The organism is Candidatus Peregrinibacteria bacterium (genome assembly GCA_016699145.1).
Lineage (GTDB): Bacteria > Patescibacteriota > Gracilibacteria > UBA1369 > 2-02-FULL-48-14.
The window spans coordinates 352,045-369,567 of sequence record CP064962.1 but is presented as its reverse complement, the minus strand read 5'-3'; the positions used below and the strand labels follow the sequence as shown (position 1 = coordinate 369,567).

Below are 17,523 nucleotides of genomic sequence, written 5' to 3'. Positions count from 1 at the left end.
CTCAGAGTAATAAGTTGGTATTATAAAATAAAATGTTTAATATATCAAATGTGGCTCCCCCGATTGGATTCGAACCAATGACCCAGTGATTAACAGTCACTTGCTCTACCGCTGAGCTACAGGGGAATGTGCGGCACTTGAAAATGCAGAGGGAGTATAGCGAAGCGGTTTGGCTCCTGCAAATGAATTTTTGGGTGAGGGGATCATCCCATTTGCACTTTCCAAATCTCGCGGCTCACCCGTTGATCCTTGCGTTCGAAGAACAGGGAAGGGCGTTCGTGATCGGACAGTGGCACGATGGTGCTGTGCTTTGCTAAAATTTTGGGAAGATGGGGGAGGAAGAGGCGTTCATTGCCCTGGCGATGATAGGGGGCGGTGAAGACCATCACGGTGCCGGCTGGGGCGATTTTTTTCAGATTAGAAAAAAAAGCATCGTAGAGCTTCTCAAGTTCTTCTTGCACATTTTTCAAATGATGGGCGGGGAGGGGCTTGCTGATGGCGGGTCCGAGACTGGTTTCGGAAACAATAAAGAAAAGGCCGTCGGGCAGGTCTGCTTTGGTGAGCTGGGTCGCATCTTTGGTGAAAGTGGGCATGGAGCCTTCGAGTCGATATTCATAATGCAACCAATCGAGGTTTTCCTTGGCGTCTGCGATGATTGCAGCCGAAATGTCTGAACCTTGAGCCTTGCAACCCATGAGCCAGGCTTCTTGTAAAACGGTGCCGCTGCCACAAAAGGGATCCACAATGGTCACTTCGGGCGAGGGTTGGCGGGCGCCGAGAGCCAGGTTGATGAGCACTTGAGCAAGCTTGGGTGGAAACATCCCGTTTTTGGCGTTGCGAGCCGGGCGATTGTAGTCGCGGTGGGAATAGGATTCGAAATCTTGAATAGCTACGGTTTTGGCGAGGTACCACTTTGTTTCTCCTTGAAAAAGTTGCAGTTCAATGGCTCCGTCTTCCAATAAATGCTCATGCCAGGCTTGTACGGACGAGAGGTTTTGGAAGTTCTTGTTCACGAAACGCACGTTGCCCAGCTTGTCTTTGAGGCGCTTTTTGCTGCCAATTAAGATTTTTGTCAGGACTTTTTCGCTTTTGGGGTGCATACTCACTCCATACCTAATTTTTCCTTCTTTGTTTTTGACTTCTGTTTCCACGGCTTTACTCACCCATTCTTCAAAGTTGAGTGGCATGGTCGAAGGCCCGGCTTGTATCACTTCTAAGATGCGCACCGTGCCCCCCAAGCGATTCAAATGGGCGATGGGGTCGGCCCATTCTCCTTCCACTACAAAGCCGTCCTCCACCTCGTCGACAATGGCACTTGGCGTGGAAATGGACTCGATTTCTATTTTGGCCAGTCCCTTGCCATGTCCTGTTTGAAAAATGTATTTTTTTAAATCCTGTTCCATGAAAGTTCTTCAAATTGTTCTCTTGCTTTTGACCCTTCTTTTGGGCTTTTTTTATCTGAAAGCGGCTTTAGAGTACCACAGTCGTGAGCCTTTGGAAGTTCTTTTTACTCCTCTGAACTCCCAAGACGCCGCTTGAACTCAGCGATGGTATTTTTCAAGACTTCTTTAGCTTCTAGAAAGTCCAGTAGGCTTTTTAGGGCCACTTCTCCTGTGATTCGCTCGAAGGTTTTGCTTTCTGGATCTATTTTATTCCGGCTTATTCGAATTTCTCCTGTGCTTGTTAGAGACCATGTTATTAGCAGTGGGTAGTGCCATTTTTTGGATTCTTTCCCATTTTCTGTCTCTTCTGGGAACGCAATCTGAATCCTATCTATTCCAAAATGTGTCACACGAAACCCAGGCTCTTCATTGGTTTCTTTTGGGAAAGCACTCAGGGGGCGACCTTTTCTTCTGGGTTCTTTGTCTCTTTCCTTTTGTTGGCTCTGCACTTCTTCGAGAGTGACGCCGTAGTAAGTACGTAATAAGTCTAGGTACAGCTCGCGCGCGATGGTTCTTATTTCCTGTTCTCTTTCTTTATTTGCAGGTTCTCTATCCTTGTTGGATTCTTTCATTTCCATATTATTTCTGTTAATGAACATTTTACAGTATTTTGTCAAAAATAAATAGATTGCTCTTTTTGCCCTTTCGTGGCTAAAGTAAGGCCGATTTAAACCCCTACCGTTTATGGCGTATTCTCTCAACCGTGCTCAAGTGATTGGGAACGTGACTCGTGATCCTGAAGTCCGTCAAACTTCCAGTGGACAGATGGTGGCTTCCTTTGGTATTGCGACCAATAGCACTTGGATCGATAAGGCCGGACAAAAACAAGAAAAGGCTGAATTTCACAACATTGTGCTTTGGGGCAAATTGGCTGAAATCGCTCAAGCTTACCTAAAAAAAGGCCGAAAGATTTTTGTGGAAGGTCGCATGCAAACCCGAGAATGGGAAGGCGAAGACAGTCATAAGCGCAGCAAAATGGAAATTGTGGCCGAGCAACTCATCCTTTTGGATCGCAGTGGAGCTCCTACTGGGGAAGGCGTGGATGCAACTTATGAACGTTCCAGCAACAGCAGTGCGATCAAGTCTCAGACCCCTTCCACCAGTGAAACTCCCGAAGAGGCTGCTGTGACTCTCGACGACCTTCCTTTTTAATCTTAAATCTTTCACGCCATGAAAGGATTCGCTCCACTCTTACTCGCGCTTTTTTTACTCACTGCGTGCGGCACGGCTCAGGCTCCCACGACCGATTCATCCCCTAATACTTCCGAAGAAACCATGACTACTGAACTCAAAATTGAAGATCTCATCGAAGGCACCGGTGAAGCGGCTAAAAAAGGGAACACCCTCGTGGTGCACTACACGGGAACCCTCGAGGACGGCAGTAAATTCGACAGCTCCAAAGACCGTGGCGAACCATTTGAGTTTCAGCTTGGCCAGGGTTATGTGATTCAAGGTTGGGACGAAGGTATGCTTGGCATGAAGGTGGGCGGCACTCGCAAACTCACCATCCCTTCTGATATGGGGTACGGCGACTACGGCGTTCCTGGAGCCATTCCAGGAGGAGCTGCTTTGATTTTTGAAGTGGAACTTTTAGAAATCAAGTAAGCGGCCGTGGGCGCTAAGGGCGAAGCGCCTTTTTCGGACATCAAAAGACCGGTTCCGTGTTCACATGCGAGTGCCATAGTGGCGAGTGCAGAGGTGGGAGCACCGGTCTCTTGCGTAAGCTCTAGTGGATAGTCTTCTACGTCTCCGGGTGATCGTTTGGAGTGGTCCGAGCGATCAGGGAGAGGAGTCTATTCGTTAGAGCATCCTCGTCTGCTTTTTTATTTTTGTTTTTCCCGAGTGATCGGGTTGACTCCCTTATAGATGCGTTTTTACGCGCGGCGTTGGAAATCTTTTTAGGGTGAACGCAGTCGTGTCCCGAAAGCGTTCGAGCAGAGAGGGAGGGAGACTTTGAGGCTTAGAATTCTTCTTAAGTCCCTTTCTCTTTCTGCGATTTTCCTGTAAATTGCGTCAGAAAAATCTTAATAGTATACCATAGTGGAAGAATTAGTACAAGGGGCTGGAAAGTTGATTCTTATTCTGGGACCATCTGGTTCTGGAAAGGGGACGGTGCTTAAGGCACTTCGTGAGCGTCATCCGGAATTTGCGTTTCCGGTTTCGTGCACCACGCGTGATCCGCGACCGGGTGAAAGAGGGGGTGAAGTGTATCATTTTGTCAGCAAGGAGGATTTTCAGGCTCGTATGCAGCGGGAAGAGTTTTTGGAGTGGGCGGTGGTGCATGGTGAAAATTATTATGGCACTTTGAAAGAGGCCATTTTGCAGCCTCTTCGAGAGGGGCGAACTGTGATTCGTGAGGTGGATGTTCAAGGGCTCCGTTCCATTCGTGATCTGATTCCAGCCAGCCATTTACGGTCCATTTTTTTGACGGTGGATGGATGGGAGACGCTTCAACATCGCATTTTAAAACGCAGCACTTTGCCTGCCGAGGAATTGGAGCGACGCCGTCAAAGTTTTATGAAAGAGATGGAATGGCAGAACGAATGTGACGTGGTGATTGTGAGCATTGAGGGGGAAATTGAAAAGCTTGTCGCAGACACGGAACAGGCCATTGAGGCTCAGTTGCAGTGATCTAAGCGCTTGACTTCCCACAATGGAGGGATACGATGTTGGCTTATTTTTTTGTTTTATGTCTTTAAAAGCAGGTTTGATTCTCGATGCAAAAGATCAAGAGATAGGCAGATGGGATCAGAACCGATTTCCTCATCAACAAGCAGGGGATATTCCAGAGGAGGCTGCTTCTTTGACTTATTCCGATCTTCGGACTGGTCAAACGTTTCAATTGCCCTTAGAGAATATTACAGTTCCTAAATTGCGGATCTATAGGCAGGGTATCTTGAGAGGACTAAGGTATGCATCCGAATTATGTGACCCACGTCATGATGGGCAGGTAGAGGAGGATATCACTAATTTGCACTGCACCTTATCATCATCTCCTTGTTTGGAACTTTGTCCCGACGTCGACAGATGGGTATATGGTCCTCGTAAATTCGACCCCTCTCCTGCGAGAGCATCTACACTGACCTTGCCTGCATCGTCTCTTTATGATGATATGCGTTTAATACCCTCTGTTTTAGGTGTCGAGGCTGTCCGATCTTGTTTGCTAGGTCAAGCTCCACCTGCTCGTGAGGTCTTTTTTCATGCAGATATCCATAACTCTGGCCCTTGGAACTATGGCAGTCATTTAGAGGGTTGGTTGGTTGGGAGTTGGAGAATCTCTACTGAGCCTTATTATCCCAGGAGAGGAATCACTCTTTCTGTGACGGATCTTCAGCCTATTGAGTTCAATAAGGATCAGTCTGGTGAATGTAGCGCGCGAGTACTATGGGCTGCTACTTCCTTAGGAGTGATAAGAGCTCTGTCGGAACAAGTCATCATTACTCAGCGGGTGAAATCAACACGGTGTGGAGACTCTTTTGATAAGCTTCTTCACTATTCTGTTCGTTGGGCAGGTTCCCGCCCTTGATCTTCTGATCTGACTTTTGTATTCTTCCCAGGCTTTGATGGGGCGACCCATCGAAACCGATGGGGTGTCGCCAAGTGGTAAGGCAATGGACTCTGAATCCATCACTCGGGGGTTCGAATCCCTCCACCCCAGCCATTTTGTTCTAAAGTCTAAATCCTCTTCCTTCTTCCAAGGTAACTATCCTTCGTAATAGATAAGATTTTTCAGTAATTTCACTGGTATCAAGCTCTGGAGGTAAACTTCTTGCATGTACCATGGCTTGATTGTCTATAATTAGAAGTTGATGTGATTTCCATTTATGTCGATATAAGAGGGCTTCTATAGCTCGATTCAAGGCACGGTACAGTTCTGGATTTCCATAGCTTGTATAGGTTCTAAAAGGCAATAACTTAACGATTAGTTCGCTCAAGTCGCGAGGCTTTAGCTCTATTCCAGCATCTTTTATCAAATTCCTGAAGCTCTCTATATTCAAAGGGTCTGGTGATAGTTCTTTAATTTCATCTGGGCCAAGCTTATTGATGAAATCAACCATTGCTTTTATTAGTTCTTGGTTGGGAACCGCCACAATAGTATCCGATATTCTTCCCCGGTCAGCACTTCTTAGCGTGATCAAAGGCTTCTCTTTAATACTTACGGGGACATTGTCTTGGTGAAGTCCCTGTTCGTCGCATTTGTAGGCATCCCCTAGTTCACCGAAGGCTATAGGTGGTTTTTCTTCTTCCTCCACTTCAACATTAATCTTATAATCTTCGATTACAACGAAGCCAAATCTTTCAAAGATCTCCGTATTTAATATCCCTTCTCTTAATAAGTCTAGAACTGTTACACCTGGAGTGGTCTGTAAAGAGAATTTAAGTCCTGGCTTTTGCAGATGTGGCGCTACCACCTCAACTTTGTATGGTATTTTGCTGAGATCTAAATTTTCTATTTCTCTTTCCATCAGTAGATTATACCATGGAAACAGGTCTAAGGGTACTAGACCCGACTAGCCAGCCAATGATCTGTACCCCAAAAGTGGACACATATAGTCCGAGAAGTTAAGTCAAAAACCTCAAATAATGTTGTTTGTGTTATAAACAAGGCCTCTATTTATTGTCGAAGTAATATGTTATAATTATGCGATAAATATTTAAAGCTTATGAGAAGCAGAGTTGCGGAATATTATCAGGATAATGTGGGTGACGATACTCTTGGTGATATTGGACCAAATGAGGTGACTACGACTGCAGACTTCACAAGGAGATTTGAGTTAGCATTAGCTGCCTTGGATGAAGAAACTAGTACGCCAAATTGTAGAGGGACTGTACTGTTTTGGATTGGTGCACGTAATAAAGCATACTTTGCTTGGTCACATGATCTGGAGGCTGTGATTGATAGAGATTATAAAATAACTAAAGATCCTAAAATTGGAGATATTGCAGTTTGGTGCAATCCCAATGGCAGGCCTAAAATTCTACATGCCGGATTAGTAAGTAAAATAGAAGGGAATATTTTTGTAAAATCAAGATTGGGTGCTGAAATAGGTTCTCCTATTTTAGAGCTACCTGTAGATGAAGTTTTCAATGATCAACCGGCACAATTAATTTATTATACTAAGTCTTAGGTCATTGATTAACTGTAAATGATGTAATCAAATAGCTTAAAAAGTACTAGACCCGAGTGGCCAGCCAGTTCGGGCAGTTTGAAAGCCTATGACTCACTTTCCTAGGGAGAAGGAAGCGATTGTGGTACTATCTCTGGGAGATGTTAATAAAAATTATGAAAAAACTTCCTTTCCGATTAGGAATAATATTTTTAAGTCTTGATTTGGTCTTTTGGGTTGTATTGCTTTTGGGCAGCCTCATTTCTCCTGAAAATGCAGCGGATGGCCTGACTTTTCTCCCGGTATTTTGGTACTTGCCCGCCAGTTTGATTATGACATCCGTTCCGCTCCCTTTTTTAGCAGGAGCGTCCATGACAACAGATTTGATGGTGCTTGCTCTGCTCGGTAGTTTCCAGCATTTTGTATTTGGTTATTTTATCGGTTTGTTTATTAGTTTTTTACGGAAAAAGGCTTAGAGTACTAGATCCGCTTAGCCAGCCAGTTGTAACCCTTCCAATTTGGGCGCCTGATTCTCATGACTTATCTTCAAAAAATAAGCTATAAACATCCTATGTTTTATAAAAGTATGGCATTTGTAGCGCCAATCATCCCCGGCTATTATGTTTGGTTAGCTTATAAGGATACCTATTTAAATGCTTTTCATGAGCAATTAGACGAGCAAGACTACTGGGGAAGTTTCAAGGGGTTTAAACCCTTTTTATTCTTAATTGCTCTTTTTGTAGAGTTTGCAAAGTTGAGTTTTTTTACTGTTGCTTACTACCTATTCATGGCCTTCATTCAAGGGTACTAGACCCGAGTGGGTAGCCTTACTACAAACAATGGTTCAAAAATACTCCTTGCTCATTATCGCTATATTCATTCTCTTTGCTTCTTGTTCCAAAGAAGCTCCTATTCATGGAAATTCAATTGCTCAAGACAAGGACATTAAGATTTTTTCTACGAGTGATTACTCCTTGGTGCATCCTTTGCAGACGAGCACCCTTTTTGAAGGGAATACTTTTAAGGTGACCAATACTTGTGAAGATTCTACTTGTACTATTCAATTCCTGGACAAGGATGGAGATCCAATGATTTGTCCTGAAGAGGTTCACTGTTCTTATCCTCTCGATGGCTCTTATCATATGAATGAAAAAATTTCATCTGTCAACGAGGATTTTTTCGTATATGGAGTTCATGACGGTTTACCGAAAGGAGTTGATCACGATATGGCCTCTATCAAATTGTATTCTCGTTATACAGATGAAGTCAGCACGCTAGTCACTTTTTCAAAGGAGACGCGTGCCTCGATAGGAAATTGGAGTCCTGATTATGATCAACTGGTGATCACTGCGATCAATGACAATGTTACTGCGGCTTTTCCACACAGTACTCTGATTTACGTTTTAAATTTTCAAGATAGCCATTTTGTTTCAGTGGATCCCTATGACATTGAAGCAATAGAGCCTTATTATAACGTAGGCTTTTCAGCTCAATGGATAGATGAGGATACGTTGAGTTATATCGGTCCTAGTACGGATAGCGATTACTTTTCAACTTTTGCGCTTCATCTAGATACCGGCAAGATTGAGTATCTGTCTAGCAGTAAACTAGGAGCAAATTAGATCAAATGGATCTAATCAACTGACGTAGTTCCCCGGGCGTAAGCCCGAGGGATGTAGTGGGTGCCCGCATCTTCGTGGTGGTGTAAAGTGGAGGCATGAAGAAGCTACGAAAAAGCTCACACGCAGTTTTCATCTGTGACTATCACTTAGTTTGGCCGACCAAATACCGTCGGAAGATATTCAACGAAGGTGTGTTGGCTTTTCTGCAGGAAGTGATGAAGGATATTCCGAAGTACTATCCGGAACTGGTGGTGAAAGAGGTAAACACGGATTTAGACCATGTACATATTTTAATTTCCATACCTCCACAAATAGCAGGGGAGAGGTGGTGAGAATAATAAAAGCCAACACAGCTCGTGAGTTGAACATAAAGTTTCCGTTTCTTAGAAAAGTGTACTGGGGGACGAGAAGTATTTGGTCGGCAGGTTACTTTGCCTCCACAGTTGGGATTAACGAGGAGGTCATTCGAAAGTATATCCAACAACAGGGCGAAGAAGATGCGGGCCAAGCGCAGCTTGAACTAGGCTGAAACCCCGAGCGTAAGCTCGGGGAGGTTCATTAAAAGTGGGTGTGAACGGCGTTTGCTGCACTGCTCTAAAGGCATCGCATGCTGAATTTGCTGCAAGAAGTAAATCCGACACCAGGTCTGTTGCTACTGTCTTTTCATTTTCACCGTAATGGTAGGTGCATCTTGTTGTTACGCCAATCCCATTACAGTCAATGCTATCGATGACTTGTCCATGGTTTCTTCTGATGATCGATAAATTTCCCGTTGTATTTGCTGGAGAAAAATTTACAAGAAGGGTTGAATTTGGTTTTGACGGATCTGCCTTTCCATCCTCGGATAAAGTTTCACCTACTTGAAGCTTGCAACCGGAGCGTTTTAAGGGGTACCACACCGGGGTGGATGTGGAAGCTGGCGATTTGTCCGAGGATGTGCCGGTGTTTTCGATTGCCGATGGAGAGGTCTTTGCGGCAAGCGAAGTGGAGGGTTATGGTGGGGTTTTGGTGCTTCGTTACTCTTTGCAAGGGGAAACTCTTTTGGCTTTGTATGGACATGTGGATCGTTCCTCCTTGACTGTTTCTGTGGGCGATGAGGTGAAAACAGGGCAAATCTTGGGGTTTTTAGGGGAGGCGTATAGCGAAGAAACCGATGGCGAGCGCAAACATTTGCACTTTGCCCTGATTCCTGGAGAGCATTTGAGCTATTTGCAATTTGACTATTGGGACTCTCTGTGAGATTTTTTCCTTATGAAAATTCTTATTTTTGGCCAAGGATACATTGCGCAGCATTTTTTGGAGGCCTTTGCGCCGGAAGCCGTGATTTCTAAAGTTCGGATTGAAGATTACTCCAGTGTAAAAGCCGAGTTGGAAGCCCAAAAACCGGAGGTGGTGGTGAACTGTGCGGGAAAGACGGGGCGGCCCAATGTGGATTGGTGTGAAGATCATAAAATGGAAACCTTGTTTTCGAATGCAGTGGCGCCGGTTATTTTGGCTCGGGCTTGCGAGGCCTTGGGGCTTTATATGGTGCACATCGGCAGCGGTTGTGTGTATGAAGGTTATAAAAATGGCGAAGGGTACTCGGAAGAAGATACGCCCAATTTTGAGGGCAGTTATTATTCAAGAACCAAGGCGTGGAGCGAGCGTATGCTCAAAGATTTTGAGGTTTTACAATTGCGTCTGCGCATGCCTTTTGACAGCGTGCCCGGCGAGCGCAATTTCATCACTAAAATTTTAAAATATCCTAAAGTCATTTCGGTGCCCAATTCCATCAGCGTGCTGGAAGATTTTATGAAAGCCGCAAAGGTGCTCATTCAAAAAAGGGCCACGGGTATTTACAATGTGACCAATCCGGGTGTGATCACGCATAAAGAAATTTTAGACCTTTACATTGAGCTTGTGGATCCGGAATATCGCTATGAGCTTTTCACTGTTGAGGAAATGGAAAAACTCACTCGAGCGAGACGCTCCAATTGTGGACTTTCGGTGAAAAAATTGGAAAGCGAGGGCATTCATTTGCGCCCTATTGCTCAGGCTATTCGCGAATCTTTGATTTTGTACCGTCAATATCTAGAGGGCCTCTAGAAAAAGCTTGAAGGGCATGCTAGGGTGGCATTGAACTCTTTACGCTATGAATCCATCCAAAAATTTAATTCTTCCTGATTTTGCCCGTTATTTTTTTGCTCTTTTTGTGGTGGGCATTTTGCTTTTGTTTGCTTGGATCATTTCTCCTTTTTTCAACGTTCTCATTTATGCCGCCACCATTGTGGTGATTTTTTACCCCTTGTATAAGTGGATGAGGACTTTGCTGCCGCGTCACCATAATATCGCTGCCTTTTTGAGCACGCTCTTTGTGATGATTGTTGTGCTGACGCCACTCGCTTTTTTTATCTTGTTTTTAAGTCAGGAAGCTTTGAATGCCTATCAACTGCTTTCTAGCACGTGGATCACTTGGGATGTGCTCAATTTGCGCTTTGATGGACTCAGTGAGATACCCGTGCTGGGGGCTTTTTTCCAGCCGCTTGCTGAGCGTTTTAGTGCTTCGGATTTTGTCTATAGCATGGTGACTCTCCTCAAAGATCTTACCCAAAGTGTTGCTGGTTTTTTGGTTGCTCAAAGCACTTCTATTTTGGCTACTGTGCGCGATACTGTGCTTGGATTCTTCATTCTTCTTTTAACGGTTTTCTTCTTCTTCCGTGATGGAGAACGTTTTTTGGAAATATTGAGAACACTGAGCCCTTTGCCTGACCGTTATGAGAGTGAAATTGGGAATAAACTCCGTGACACTACTTATGCCATTGTGATGGGAAGCTTTGTTACGGCAATGATGCAAGGGATTGTGGGGGGTATTGGCTTGGCCATTGCTGGAGTGCACAATGTGGTTTTTTGGTCTACTTTAATGGCCTTTGCTGCTTTATTGATTCCTTATGTAGGCTCCTCTTTAATTTGGGGGCCCATTGCACTCGTCACTTTGCTTCAAGGGGATATCTTTTGGGGAGTTTTTATTCTCTTATGGGGAGTGTGTCTGGTCTCTCTTGTGGACAATGTGGCTCGCCCCCTGCTCATTGGGTCGCGCACGCGCACTCATGCCCTCACGACTTTTTTGGCGGTTTTAGGAGGCATTTTGGTTTTTGGAATAAAAGGGATCATTTTTGGTCCGCTCATACTCAGTTTGACCATCACCATCCTCCACATTTATCAGTTGGAATACCGCGACATGCTGCATGACGAGTGAGGCTTAGGCGTCTGAGTTTTTGATCGCCAGCTCAATCAAGGTTCTTAGACTGGCGGAAGTGGCTCCATATTGAGTGGTTGGCGTGGGACGCTCCACCCAAGCGGTTCCAGCAATGTCCAGGTGCACCCAAGGGGTATGATCCACAAAGTTTTTGAGAAAAGCGGCTCCCATGATGGTGCCCGCACGAATGCCGTCGGTGCTGTTTTGAAGGTCGGTGAAGCTGCCTTTTGTGGCTTTAACAAAATCTTCGTCCAAGGGGAGGGGCCATTGACGTTCTTTTACGGCCTTTCCTGCCTCCAATACTTCTTGGATGAAGGCATCGTTGTTGCCCAAAACGCCCGTGATGGTATAGCCCAAAGCTACGGTTACAGCTCCTGTTAAAGTGGCTACGTTGATGATTTTTTTAGGCTTGTAATTTTTTTCCACATAAGCGAGTCCATCGCCCAAAACCATGCGGCCTTCGGCGTCTGTGTTGGTGATTTCTACGGTTTTTCCGTTGTACATGCTTACGGCGTCTCCAGAGTGAATGGCTCGTTCCGAAAGGGCATTTTCTGCAATGCAGAGCACTCCCACAAAATAGCCCGGCACGTGGAGTTCGCTGAGAGCTTGCAAAGTGCCCATGACGGTGGCGGCGCCACTCATATCCAACTTCATGTCTTCGATGTGTCCTGAGGGTTTGAAGTTCATTCCTCCGGTATCGTAAACAATGCCTTTGCCCACCAAGGCGAGGGCAGGGACCTTTGCCTTGCTTTTGTGGCGGTATTCTAAAATCACCATGCGGGAACCCACGGTTGCGCCTTGGCCCATTCCGTAGAGTCCGCCGCACCCCATTTTCTTTAATTTTTTGTCGTCGAAAACGGTGGTTTTCAGTTTATACTTTTTCCCCAATTCTACGGCGGCTTGGGCTAAATCTTCGGTGTTCAAATCGCCGGCACACGTATTGATGAGGTCTCGTGTTCTATTGGAGGCGTGCATAAAGGCCATCGTGCGCTCCAAGATTTTTTTAGCTTCTTTCGTTTCGTTGCTCACAAAACTCACTTGCTCCAAAGAGACGGCTTTGGGATCTTTCTTTTTGTAGCGCGTGAATTCGTAATGACCCAGCACAAAACCGCAGCTGAGGGCATTTAAATCTTCGTTGCTGCACAAAATAGCTGCACTTTTGGCTTTGGCTGTTTTGGCCAATTTTGCCATGGTGGCGCCTAAATATTCGGTGGATTGAGGCATTTGTTTTTCTTTGTCTCCGCGGCCCAAAAGAATGATGCGTTTAGGGCTGCCTTTGTCGGTGAACAGAGTGAGGCTTTGTCCCTCTTCTCCTTCAAAGTCCTTGGCGCTCAGGCGGTCTTCCACGGTTTTTTTATCAACTCCCAGACATTCTTTTTGAGTTTGGCTCAGACTTTCTTTTTTGTATAAGGCAAGGAAAAGCAGATCGGCTTTGGGGGCCTTTGCTTGAAGGAGCAGTTTCATAGGGAGTGTTAAAAAGCGTGTGAGTCTAAGCTACAACACTCTGGTCTTTTTTTCTAGTCCGCTTTAAAGTGGAGGCATGAAGTCTCGTTTTGTTTACTTTGTTTCGGCGGCGCTCTGTGGAGCGGTTGTGATGGGAGTTGAACTCAGTGCTTCACGCTTGCTGGCTCCTTATTTTGGCAATTCGCTTTATGTGTGGACCAACGTGATTGCGGTGGTTTTGTTGGCTTTGGCAGGCGGCTATTTTTATGGAGGCAAGCTGGCGGATCGACGCCCTGAACCGAAGCTGTATTTTTCTTTGATCGCCGCTACGGGTTTTTGGATCCTTTTGATTCCTTTTTTGATTCAATTTTTTTCTGAAGTGGTCGTGAGTTTGTCTCCGAATTTGGCTTTTGCGGTGCGTTTGGGCTCTTTGTTCATTGCGGCTTTGTTTTTTCTGCTGCCACTTTTTATGCTTGGGATGATGGTTCCTTTCACCTTAAAATTGCTTCAACCCAGTGCCGAGCATGTGGCCTCCGTTTCGGGTCGGCTGTCCATGGTTTCTACTTTGGGGAGCTTGGTTGGCACGTTTTTGCCCACCTTTTTCTTGATCCCTTTATTGGGCACCACAAAGACGTTTTTGGTGCTCGGATTCGTCTTGCTTTTCCTTGCTGTTTACGGACTTAAAAACCGACTTTTTTGGGTGCGACGATGCTGCTGCTCAGTCTTTTTTTGTTTGTACCTCACGTTTATGCTCGGGCTGACATGATTGCCGCTGTCGATTCTCCTTATGGTTTTATCTTCATCACTCAAGATGAAAAAGGGCTTCGCCGACTGCATATTGATACCATTATGATCACCCAGTCCGTTTATGATCCTTCTTCATCTTTGCTGGATTCCCATTATTATTACAATTATTTTGCCGTTTTACCCACCATGCTTGAAGACCCTCAATCTGTGCTGATTTTGGGTCATGCAGGGGGCACTTTTACACGTCTTTTCAATGCTTATTACCCTGAACTTGAAATCACGGGCGTGGAGCTGGACCCCGAAGTGAGCGCCCTTTCCAAGGCTTATATGGGGCTGGATTCTGCAAAACTCGACTTGTTCCATTCGGATGCGCGCGCTTTTTTACTCCAGAGTTCACAGCGTTACGATTTGATTTTGGTGGATGCGTATCACGGAGCCAGCATTCCGGCTCATCTTGCCACTCGTGAATTTTTTGAGCTTTGTGCCGAGCATTTGAATGAGGGCGGTCTACTTGCGGTCAATGTGGCTTCTGGTGAAAGTGAGTTTTTGACGGTTTTTGAAAACACTTTAGCCCATCCTTTTGGAGAGGTGTTTAGCGCGCCCATTCCCGGCAGTTTCAACACGCTGCTGCTCACAGGGAAGGAAGCTCGATATGAACCTGTTCAAAACTTGGACCCGGCCTTGCAAGAAAAGTGGAGAGGCTTGCAGCGGGAAGGACCTGAAGTGCGGGCTCACGATTCAGAGGCACCGCTGTTTGAGGACGATAAACTTTCTCAAGTGGAATTGCTCAACGAGGCCATGCTCATGCAACTGCTTGAGGGCTTTTAGAGTTGGCTTCTAAAAAGAGTTCGTCGATGGGTTTGCGCTGCTCATTGTTTTCTTGAATGTGATGCCAATGCGTCACGGCTTCTTCACCCAAGCTCCAGCATAAAAACACAGGTTCGTTTCTGTAAAAACTGGGAAAGTCCACGAGGCCGCGTTCAGGGTCGCGGCAGAGGCAGCCCACTTGTTTGAGCTCTTCAAAGTGATATTGGATTTTTCGAATTTTTTCATCCAGTTCTTTTATGAAAAATCCTTCGGGATTTTTTTGCCATGCGGCCAGGTTAAAGATCAGGGCTTGCAGATCTTCAATCACGGGTTTCACAAAAAGCAGTGCCCGATTCGCTTCTGAGACGGAGAAAGTTCTGCTCATGGAGATTGGATTACGTTTCTTAAAACGATGCTTCCCATGCTTTTGTTACACTTTTGGCAATTCTTGCAAGACTTTTTGAACGTGGCCGGCGGCTTTCACGTTGCGCCACGCTTTCACCAGCACGCCATTTTCATCGATGAGAAAGGTGGAACGCATCACGCCGAGTGCGGTTTTCCCATACATGGTTTTTTCTTTCCACACGCCGAAGGCTTCCATCAACTTTAAATCTTCGTCACTGAGTAAAACAAAGGGCAGTTTGTATTTGCCGATGAATTTTTCATGCGAATTCAGTGAGTCTTTGCTCACGCCCACAATCACGGCATTCAGTTTACTGAAATCGGCTTGAGTGTCTCGGAAGTCACAGGCTTCCACAGTGCAGCCGGGGGTGTCGTCTTTGGGGTAAAAATAAAGCACTATTTTTTTGCCTGCAAAATCGTGCAGGCTCATTTCTTTGCCTTCTGAGGAGGGGAGTTTGAAGTCGGGAACTTTGTCGCCTAAATCGAGTGTCTTTGCCATGCTGCTTTTGTTAGAATGGGCTCATCCCTAACTCTACTCAATTATGGCACATACTGCAAAAGACTTTTCTAGGTTGCTTGGGTCTCTTCAAGGACTTTCAGACGCTCAACTCACGGCTCACTTCACGCTTTATGAAGGCTATGTGAAGAAGATCAATGAGATTGAGGAAAAACTCATGACGGTGGATAAATCACTCGCCAACTATTCTTTTGGTGAATACAGCGAACTCAAACGTCGCGAAGCCACGGCTTTCAACGGAACCTATTTGCACGAGATGTATTTTGAAAACATGAAGGGCACTCCCACCGAAGGGTCTGCGGTTCTCAAGGCGGCGCTCGAAGCTTCCTTCGGCAGCATGGAAAACTGGGAAAAGGACATGCGTGCGGCGGCGGCTTCCACTCCAGGTTGGGTGCTTTTGACCTTCAGCAAGGTGGATAAAAAATTGCACCACTATATTATGTTTGAACACCACATGAACTATCCAGTGCATCAAGTGCCCCTCATGGCGCTCGACTGTTGGGAACATGCGTTCATGATCGACTACGGCATCAAGAAGCCTGACTATTTGAATGCCTTTGTTAAAAACCTCAACTGGGAGGTGATGAATGAACGATTTGCTGCGCTTTAAAAAGTCTGCACCGGCAGATTAGGTCAGCCGTTCTATGCTTTCCAACAGTAAATCAAACCTTGTGTAAGCGGCACTTTGATTGAAATGTCCTGCATTGGGCACAAGGGTCACTGGCGTGTTTAAGTGATGGCTCAGTTCCTCTGCTTTTTCTATAGAGACGTAGGGGTCGTTGTCGCTTTGGCAAATTTCAAAATGAGCACAGTTGTTGCGGATTTTCTGCCAGGCAAAACTTTTTCAGTGAAACTGGCATTTCTTTCATCAAACACTTTTAACCCCAAGGGGCCAATGAATCCTGCAACTAAGAAACAAGCACGAACGGGGTGGGTTTCTAAAAGAGTGAGCATGAAGGCGCCTGCCATGCTGTGGCCTATTAAAATGCTATCGTCGGTAAGGTCTTTTTCGTACTTGGAAAAATGTTCCAACCAAGTGGCTAGGTTGTGCCCTTTGCCATGAGGAAATTGGGGTACGATCACTGAATGCCCTCTTTTTTCCAGTTCCGATTTCATCCAAGGGAACCAATTTTCTTCGGGTGAGCCGTCTATGCCGTGAAAGATGAAAATGGAAGCCATGGCTCAACTTATACCCCAGCTTCGTTTTTCTACCAAGCGGCCTGGAATACTGAAGCCGGCGGCTTTGGTGTGGCCCCCTCCGCCAAAAAGTTGGGACAGGGCAGAGAGATCGATGTCGGGGTCTTGAGTGCGCATGGAGCCTTTGATGATGCCATTGCCTTCTTCGGTGAGCAGCACGCAAAATTTGGCGGGTGAGGCGTGGTTGAGGTAGTTGATGAGTCCTGAAACATCGTCTTTGTTGGCACCGAGTTCTTGAAAATCTTTGCTGCTGAGTCCGGTGACCACGGCTTGTTTGGAATTGAGGCTGGCTCGTTCGAGTGCGCGGCCCCACAGCTTGAGTTGAGCTAGGGAATGAGTGTGAAATTGCTCTTTGATGCTGCGGGAGTGGTCGGCGCCAATGGCTTGAAGCCGAGCCGCGATGCGCAGTGCGGTGGCGTTGGTGTTGGAATGCATGAAGGAGCCGGTGTCGTAGTACAGTCCGTGCAAAAGAGCGGTGGCCATGGTGGGGGTGAGGGTCCAGCCGTAGGTCGAGAACATCAAAAAGAGGATGAAGCAGGTGGCTGGGGCTTCGGGCATGACCACGTTCACGGTTCCAAAATGGTCGTTGGAGGCGTGATGATCGATGTTGAGGAGCAGCGTTTTACTTCGGTCGAGCAGTTCCGGTTTTGTTTCATGAAAAGCCATGACTTTATGTCCGCCACAATCTTGAGTGATGATGAGGTCGAAATCGGCGGGATTGAAGTCTTGGACAAAAGTTTCTGCCTTGTGTAAAAAACGGCAATTTTCTGGGATGGGATCGACACAGGCTGAAAGCACTTGCTTGCCATTGTTTTCCAGTGCTTCGCGCATGGCTAGGTTGGAGCCCACGGCATCCGCGTCTGGATTTTTATGTGCAATAATGACAACGCGCTTTGCCTGATCGAGCAAAGTTTTAGCTTGGGCAAAGTTGTTGAGTGCGTCTGAACTCATGCATAGGGCTAGGTCGTTCATTCTAGTTTTTCTTAGAGTATTTGCGAAGGGC

25 protein-coding genes and 2 tRNA genes are annotated in these 17,523 nt (G+C 46.0%); 17 read left to right on the top strand and 10 right to left on the bottom strand.

Annotation, left to right across the window (positions count from 1 at the left end):
* Positions 1-51: 51 nt before the first annotated feature.
* From IPG41_01985 to IPG41_01975, 3 genes are all read right to left on the bottom strand, one after another.
* A tRNA-Asn gene (locus tag IPG41_01985) sits at positions 52-126 on the bottom strand.
* A gap of 77 nt (positions 127-203) precedes the next feature.
* Positions 204-1,403 carry a hypothetical protein gene (locus IPG41_01980; protein ID QQR55305.1) on the bottom strand — a complete coding sequence of 400 codons (1,200 nt, stop codon included), beginning with the start codon at positions 1,401-1,403 and terminating at the stop codon, positions 204-206.
* A 104-nt stretch (positions 1,404-1,507) separates the two neighbouring features.
* Positions 1,508-2,020 (bottom strand): hypothetical protein, encoded by a 513-nt coding sequence (locus IPG41_01975; protein QQR55304.1) that lies wholly within the window; start codon positions 2,018-2,020, stop codon positions 1,508-1,510.
* Positions 2,021-2,126: 106 nt separating this feature from the next.
* On the opposite strand from IPG41_01975, the gene ssb reads away from it, so the two are divergent.
* The 5 genes from ssb (at position 2,127) to IPG41_01950 (ending at position 5,103) form a co-directional block, all read left to right on the top strand.
* Positions 2,127-2,594: a single-stranded DNA-binding protein gene (ssb, locus tag IPG41_01970; GenBank protein ID QQR55303.1), complete on the top strand. Its 468-nt coding sequence runs from the start codon at positions 2,127-2,129 to the stop codon at positions 2,592-2,594.
* Positions 2,595-2,717: 123 nt separating this feature from the next.
* On the top strand, positions 2,718-3,047 hold the full coding sequence (locus tag IPG41_01965) for an FKBP-type peptidyl-prolyl cis-trans isomerase (GenBank protein ID QQR55645.1): 330 nt from the start codon (positions 2,718-2,720) through the stop codon (positions 3,045-3,047).
* Positions 3,048-3,482: 435 nt separating this feature from the next.
* On the top strand, positions 3,483-4,073 hold the full coding sequence (gene gmk / locus IPG41_01960) for a guanylate kinase (GenBank protein QQR55302.1): 591 nt from the start codon (positions 3,483-3,485) through the stop codon (positions 4,071-4,073).
* Between the two features lie 22 nt (positions 4,074-4,095).
* The gene (locus IPG41_01955; protein QQR55301.1) at positions 4,096-4,968 is read left to right on the top strand and encodes a hypothetical protein; all 873 of its coding nucleotides are present in this window, start codon (positions 4,096-4,098) and stop codon (positions 4,966-4,968) included.
* Between the two features lie 60 nt (positions 4,969-5,028).
* Positions 5,029-5,103 (top strand) — tRNA-Gln (locus IPG41_01950).
* A 7-nt stretch (positions 5,104-5,110) separates the two neighbouring features.
* Here IPG41_01950 and IPG41_01945 read toward each other — a convergent pair.
* Positions 5,111-5,908, bottom strand: coding sequence for a TauD/TfdA family dioxygenase (locus tag IPG41_01945; GenBank protein QQR55300.1), 798 nt, complete (start codon positions 5,906-5,908; stop codon positions 5,111-5,113).
* Between the two features lie 234 nt (positions 5,909-6,142).
* Between IPG41_01945 and IPG41_01940 the strand changes: the two genes are divergently transcribed.
* From IPG41_01940 to IPG41_01900, 9 genes are all read left to right on the top strand, one after another.
* The gene (locus tag IPG41_01940) at positions 6,143-6,571 is read left to right on the top strand and encodes a hypothetical protein (protein QQR55299.1); all 429 of its coding nucleotides are present in this window, start codon (positions 6,143-6,145) and stop codon (positions 6,569-6,571) included.
* A gap of 155 nt (positions 6,572-6,726) precedes the next feature.
* Positions 6,727-7,026 carry a hypothetical protein gene (locus IPG41_01935; GenBank protein QQR55298.1) on the top strand — a complete coding sequence of 100 codons (300 nt, stop codon included), beginning with the start codon at positions 6,727-6,729 and terminating at the stop codon, positions 7,024-7,026.
* Between the two features lie 95 nt (positions 7,027-7,121).
* The gene (locus tag IPG41_01930; GenBank protein QQR55297.1) at positions 7,122-7,361 is read left to right on the top strand and encodes a hypothetical protein; all 240 of its coding nucleotides are present in this window, start codon (positions 7,122-7,124) and stop codon (positions 7,359-7,361) included.
* Positions 7,362-7,407: 46 nt separating this feature from the next.
* Positions 7,408-8,172, top strand: coding sequence for a hypothetical protein (locus IPG41_01925; GenBank protein QQR55296.1), 765 nt, complete (start codon positions 7,408-7,410; stop codon positions 8,170-8,172).
* Positions 8,173-8,267: 95 nt separating this feature from the next.
* The gene (gene tnpA, locus IPG41_01920) at positions 8,268-8,504 is read left to right on the top strand and encodes an IS200/IS605 family transposase (GenBank protein ID QQR55295.1); all 237 of its coding nucleotides are present in this window, start codon (positions 8,268-8,270) and stop codon (positions 8,502-8,504) included.
* Positions 8,501-8,701, top strand: a complete 201-nt coding sequence (locus IPG41_01915) for a transposase (protein QQR55294.1) — start codon at positions 8,501-8,503, stop codon at positions 8,699-8,701. The genes tnpA and IPG41_01915 overlap by 4 nt, the downstream gene beginning before the upstream one ends.
* A gap of 338 nt (positions 8,702-9,039) precedes the next feature.
* Positions 9,040-9,411, top strand: a complete 372-nt coding sequence (locus tag IPG41_01910; GenBank protein QQR55293.1) for a M23 family metallopeptidase — start codon at positions 9,040-9,042, stop codon at positions 9,409-9,411.
* Between the two features lie 12 nt (positions 9,412-9,423).
* On the top strand, positions 9,424-10,257 hold the full coding sequence (locus IPG41_01905; GenBank protein ID QQR55292.1) for a sugar nucleotide-binding protein: 834 nt from the start codon (positions 9,424-9,426) through the stop codon (positions 10,255-10,257).
* A gap of 46 nt (positions 10,258-10,303) precedes the next feature.
* Positions 10,304-11,407 (top strand): AI-2E family transporter, encoded by a 1,104-nt coding sequence (locus tag IPG41_01900; GenBank protein QQR55291.1) that lies wholly within the window; start codon positions 10,304-10,306, stop codon positions 11,405-11,407.
* 3 nt (positions 11,408-11,410) lie between these two features.
* Here the strand turns inward: IPG41_01900 and IPG41_01895 are convergent, their stop codons facing one another.
* Entirely contained in the window at positions 11,411-12,871 is a 1,461-nt protein-coding gene (locus IPG41_01895) for a leucyl aminopeptidase (GenBank protein QQR55290.1), read from the bottom strand.
* A gap of 76 nt (positions 12,872-12,947) precedes the next feature.
* Here IPG41_01895 and IPG41_01890 point away from each other — a divergent pair, with 76 nt between their 5' ends.
* Positions 12,948-13,616 (top strand): fused MFS/spermidine synthase, encoded by a 669-nt coding sequence (locus IPG41_01890; protein ID QQR55289.1) that lies wholly within the window; start codon positions 12,948-12,950, stop codon positions 13,614-13,616.
* Positions 13,613-14,425 carry a fused MFS/spermidine synthase gene (locus tag IPG41_01885; protein QQR55288.1) on the top strand — a complete coding sequence of 271 codons (813 nt, stop codon included), beginning with the start codon at positions 13,613-13,615 and terminating at the stop codon, positions 14,423-14,425. Before IPG41_01890 ends, IPG41_01885 begins: the two co-directional genes overlap by 4 nt.
* On the opposite strand, the gene IPG41_01880 is transcribed toward IPG41_01885, so the two are convergent.
* Both IPG41_01880 and bcp read right to left on the bottom strand, forming a co-directional pair.
* Entirely contained in the window at positions 14,400-14,789 is a 390-nt protein-coding gene (locus IPG41_01880; GenBank protein ID QQR55287.1) for a DUF2203 domain-containing protein, read from the bottom strand. The genes IPG41_01885 and IPG41_01880 overlap by 26 nt on opposite strands.
* 45 nt (positions 14,790-14,834) lie before the next feature.
* Positions 14,835-15,305 carry a thioredoxin-dependent thiol peroxidase gene (gene bcp / locus IPG41_01875; protein QQR55286.1) on the bottom strand — a complete coding sequence of 157 codons (471 nt, stop codon included), beginning with the start codon at positions 15,303-15,305 and terminating at the stop codon, positions 14,835-14,837.
* 43 nt (positions 15,306-15,348) lie between these two features.
* Between bcp and IPG41_01870 the strand changes: the two genes are divergently transcribed.
* On the top strand, positions 15,349-15,933 hold the full coding sequence (locus tag IPG41_01870) for a hypothetical protein (GenBank protein ID QQR55285.1): 585 nt from the start codon (positions 15,349-15,351) through the stop codon (positions 15,931-15,933).
* 18 nt (positions 15,934-15,951) lie between these two features.
* On the opposite strand, the gene IPG41_01865 is transcribed toward IPG41_01870, so the two are convergent.
* From IPG41_01865 to IPG41_01855, 3 genes are read right to left on the bottom strand one after another with little or no spacing between them, the layout of a single operon-like run.
* Positions 15,952-16,146 carry an alpha/beta hydrolase gene (locus IPG41_01865; GenBank protein QQR55644.1) on the bottom strand — a complete coding sequence of 65 codons (195 nt, stop codon included), beginning with the start codon at positions 16,144-16,146 and terminating at the stop codon, positions 15,952-15,954.
* Positions 16,083-16,502: an alpha/beta fold hydrolase gene (locus tag IPG41_01860; GenBank protein ID QQR55284.1), complete on the bottom strand. Its 420-nt coding sequence runs from the start codon at positions 16,500-16,502 to the stop codon at positions 16,083-16,085. The genes IPG41_01865 and IPG41_01860 overlap by 64 nt, the downstream gene beginning before the upstream one ends.
* Positions 16,503-16,505: 3 nt before the next feature.
* Entirely contained in the window at positions 16,506-17,471 is a 966-nt protein-coding gene (locus IPG41_01855; GenBank protein ID QQR55283.1) for a bifunctional oligoribonuclease/PAP phosphatase NrnA, read from the bottom strand.
* Positions 17,472-17,523: the final 52 nt, after the last annotated feature.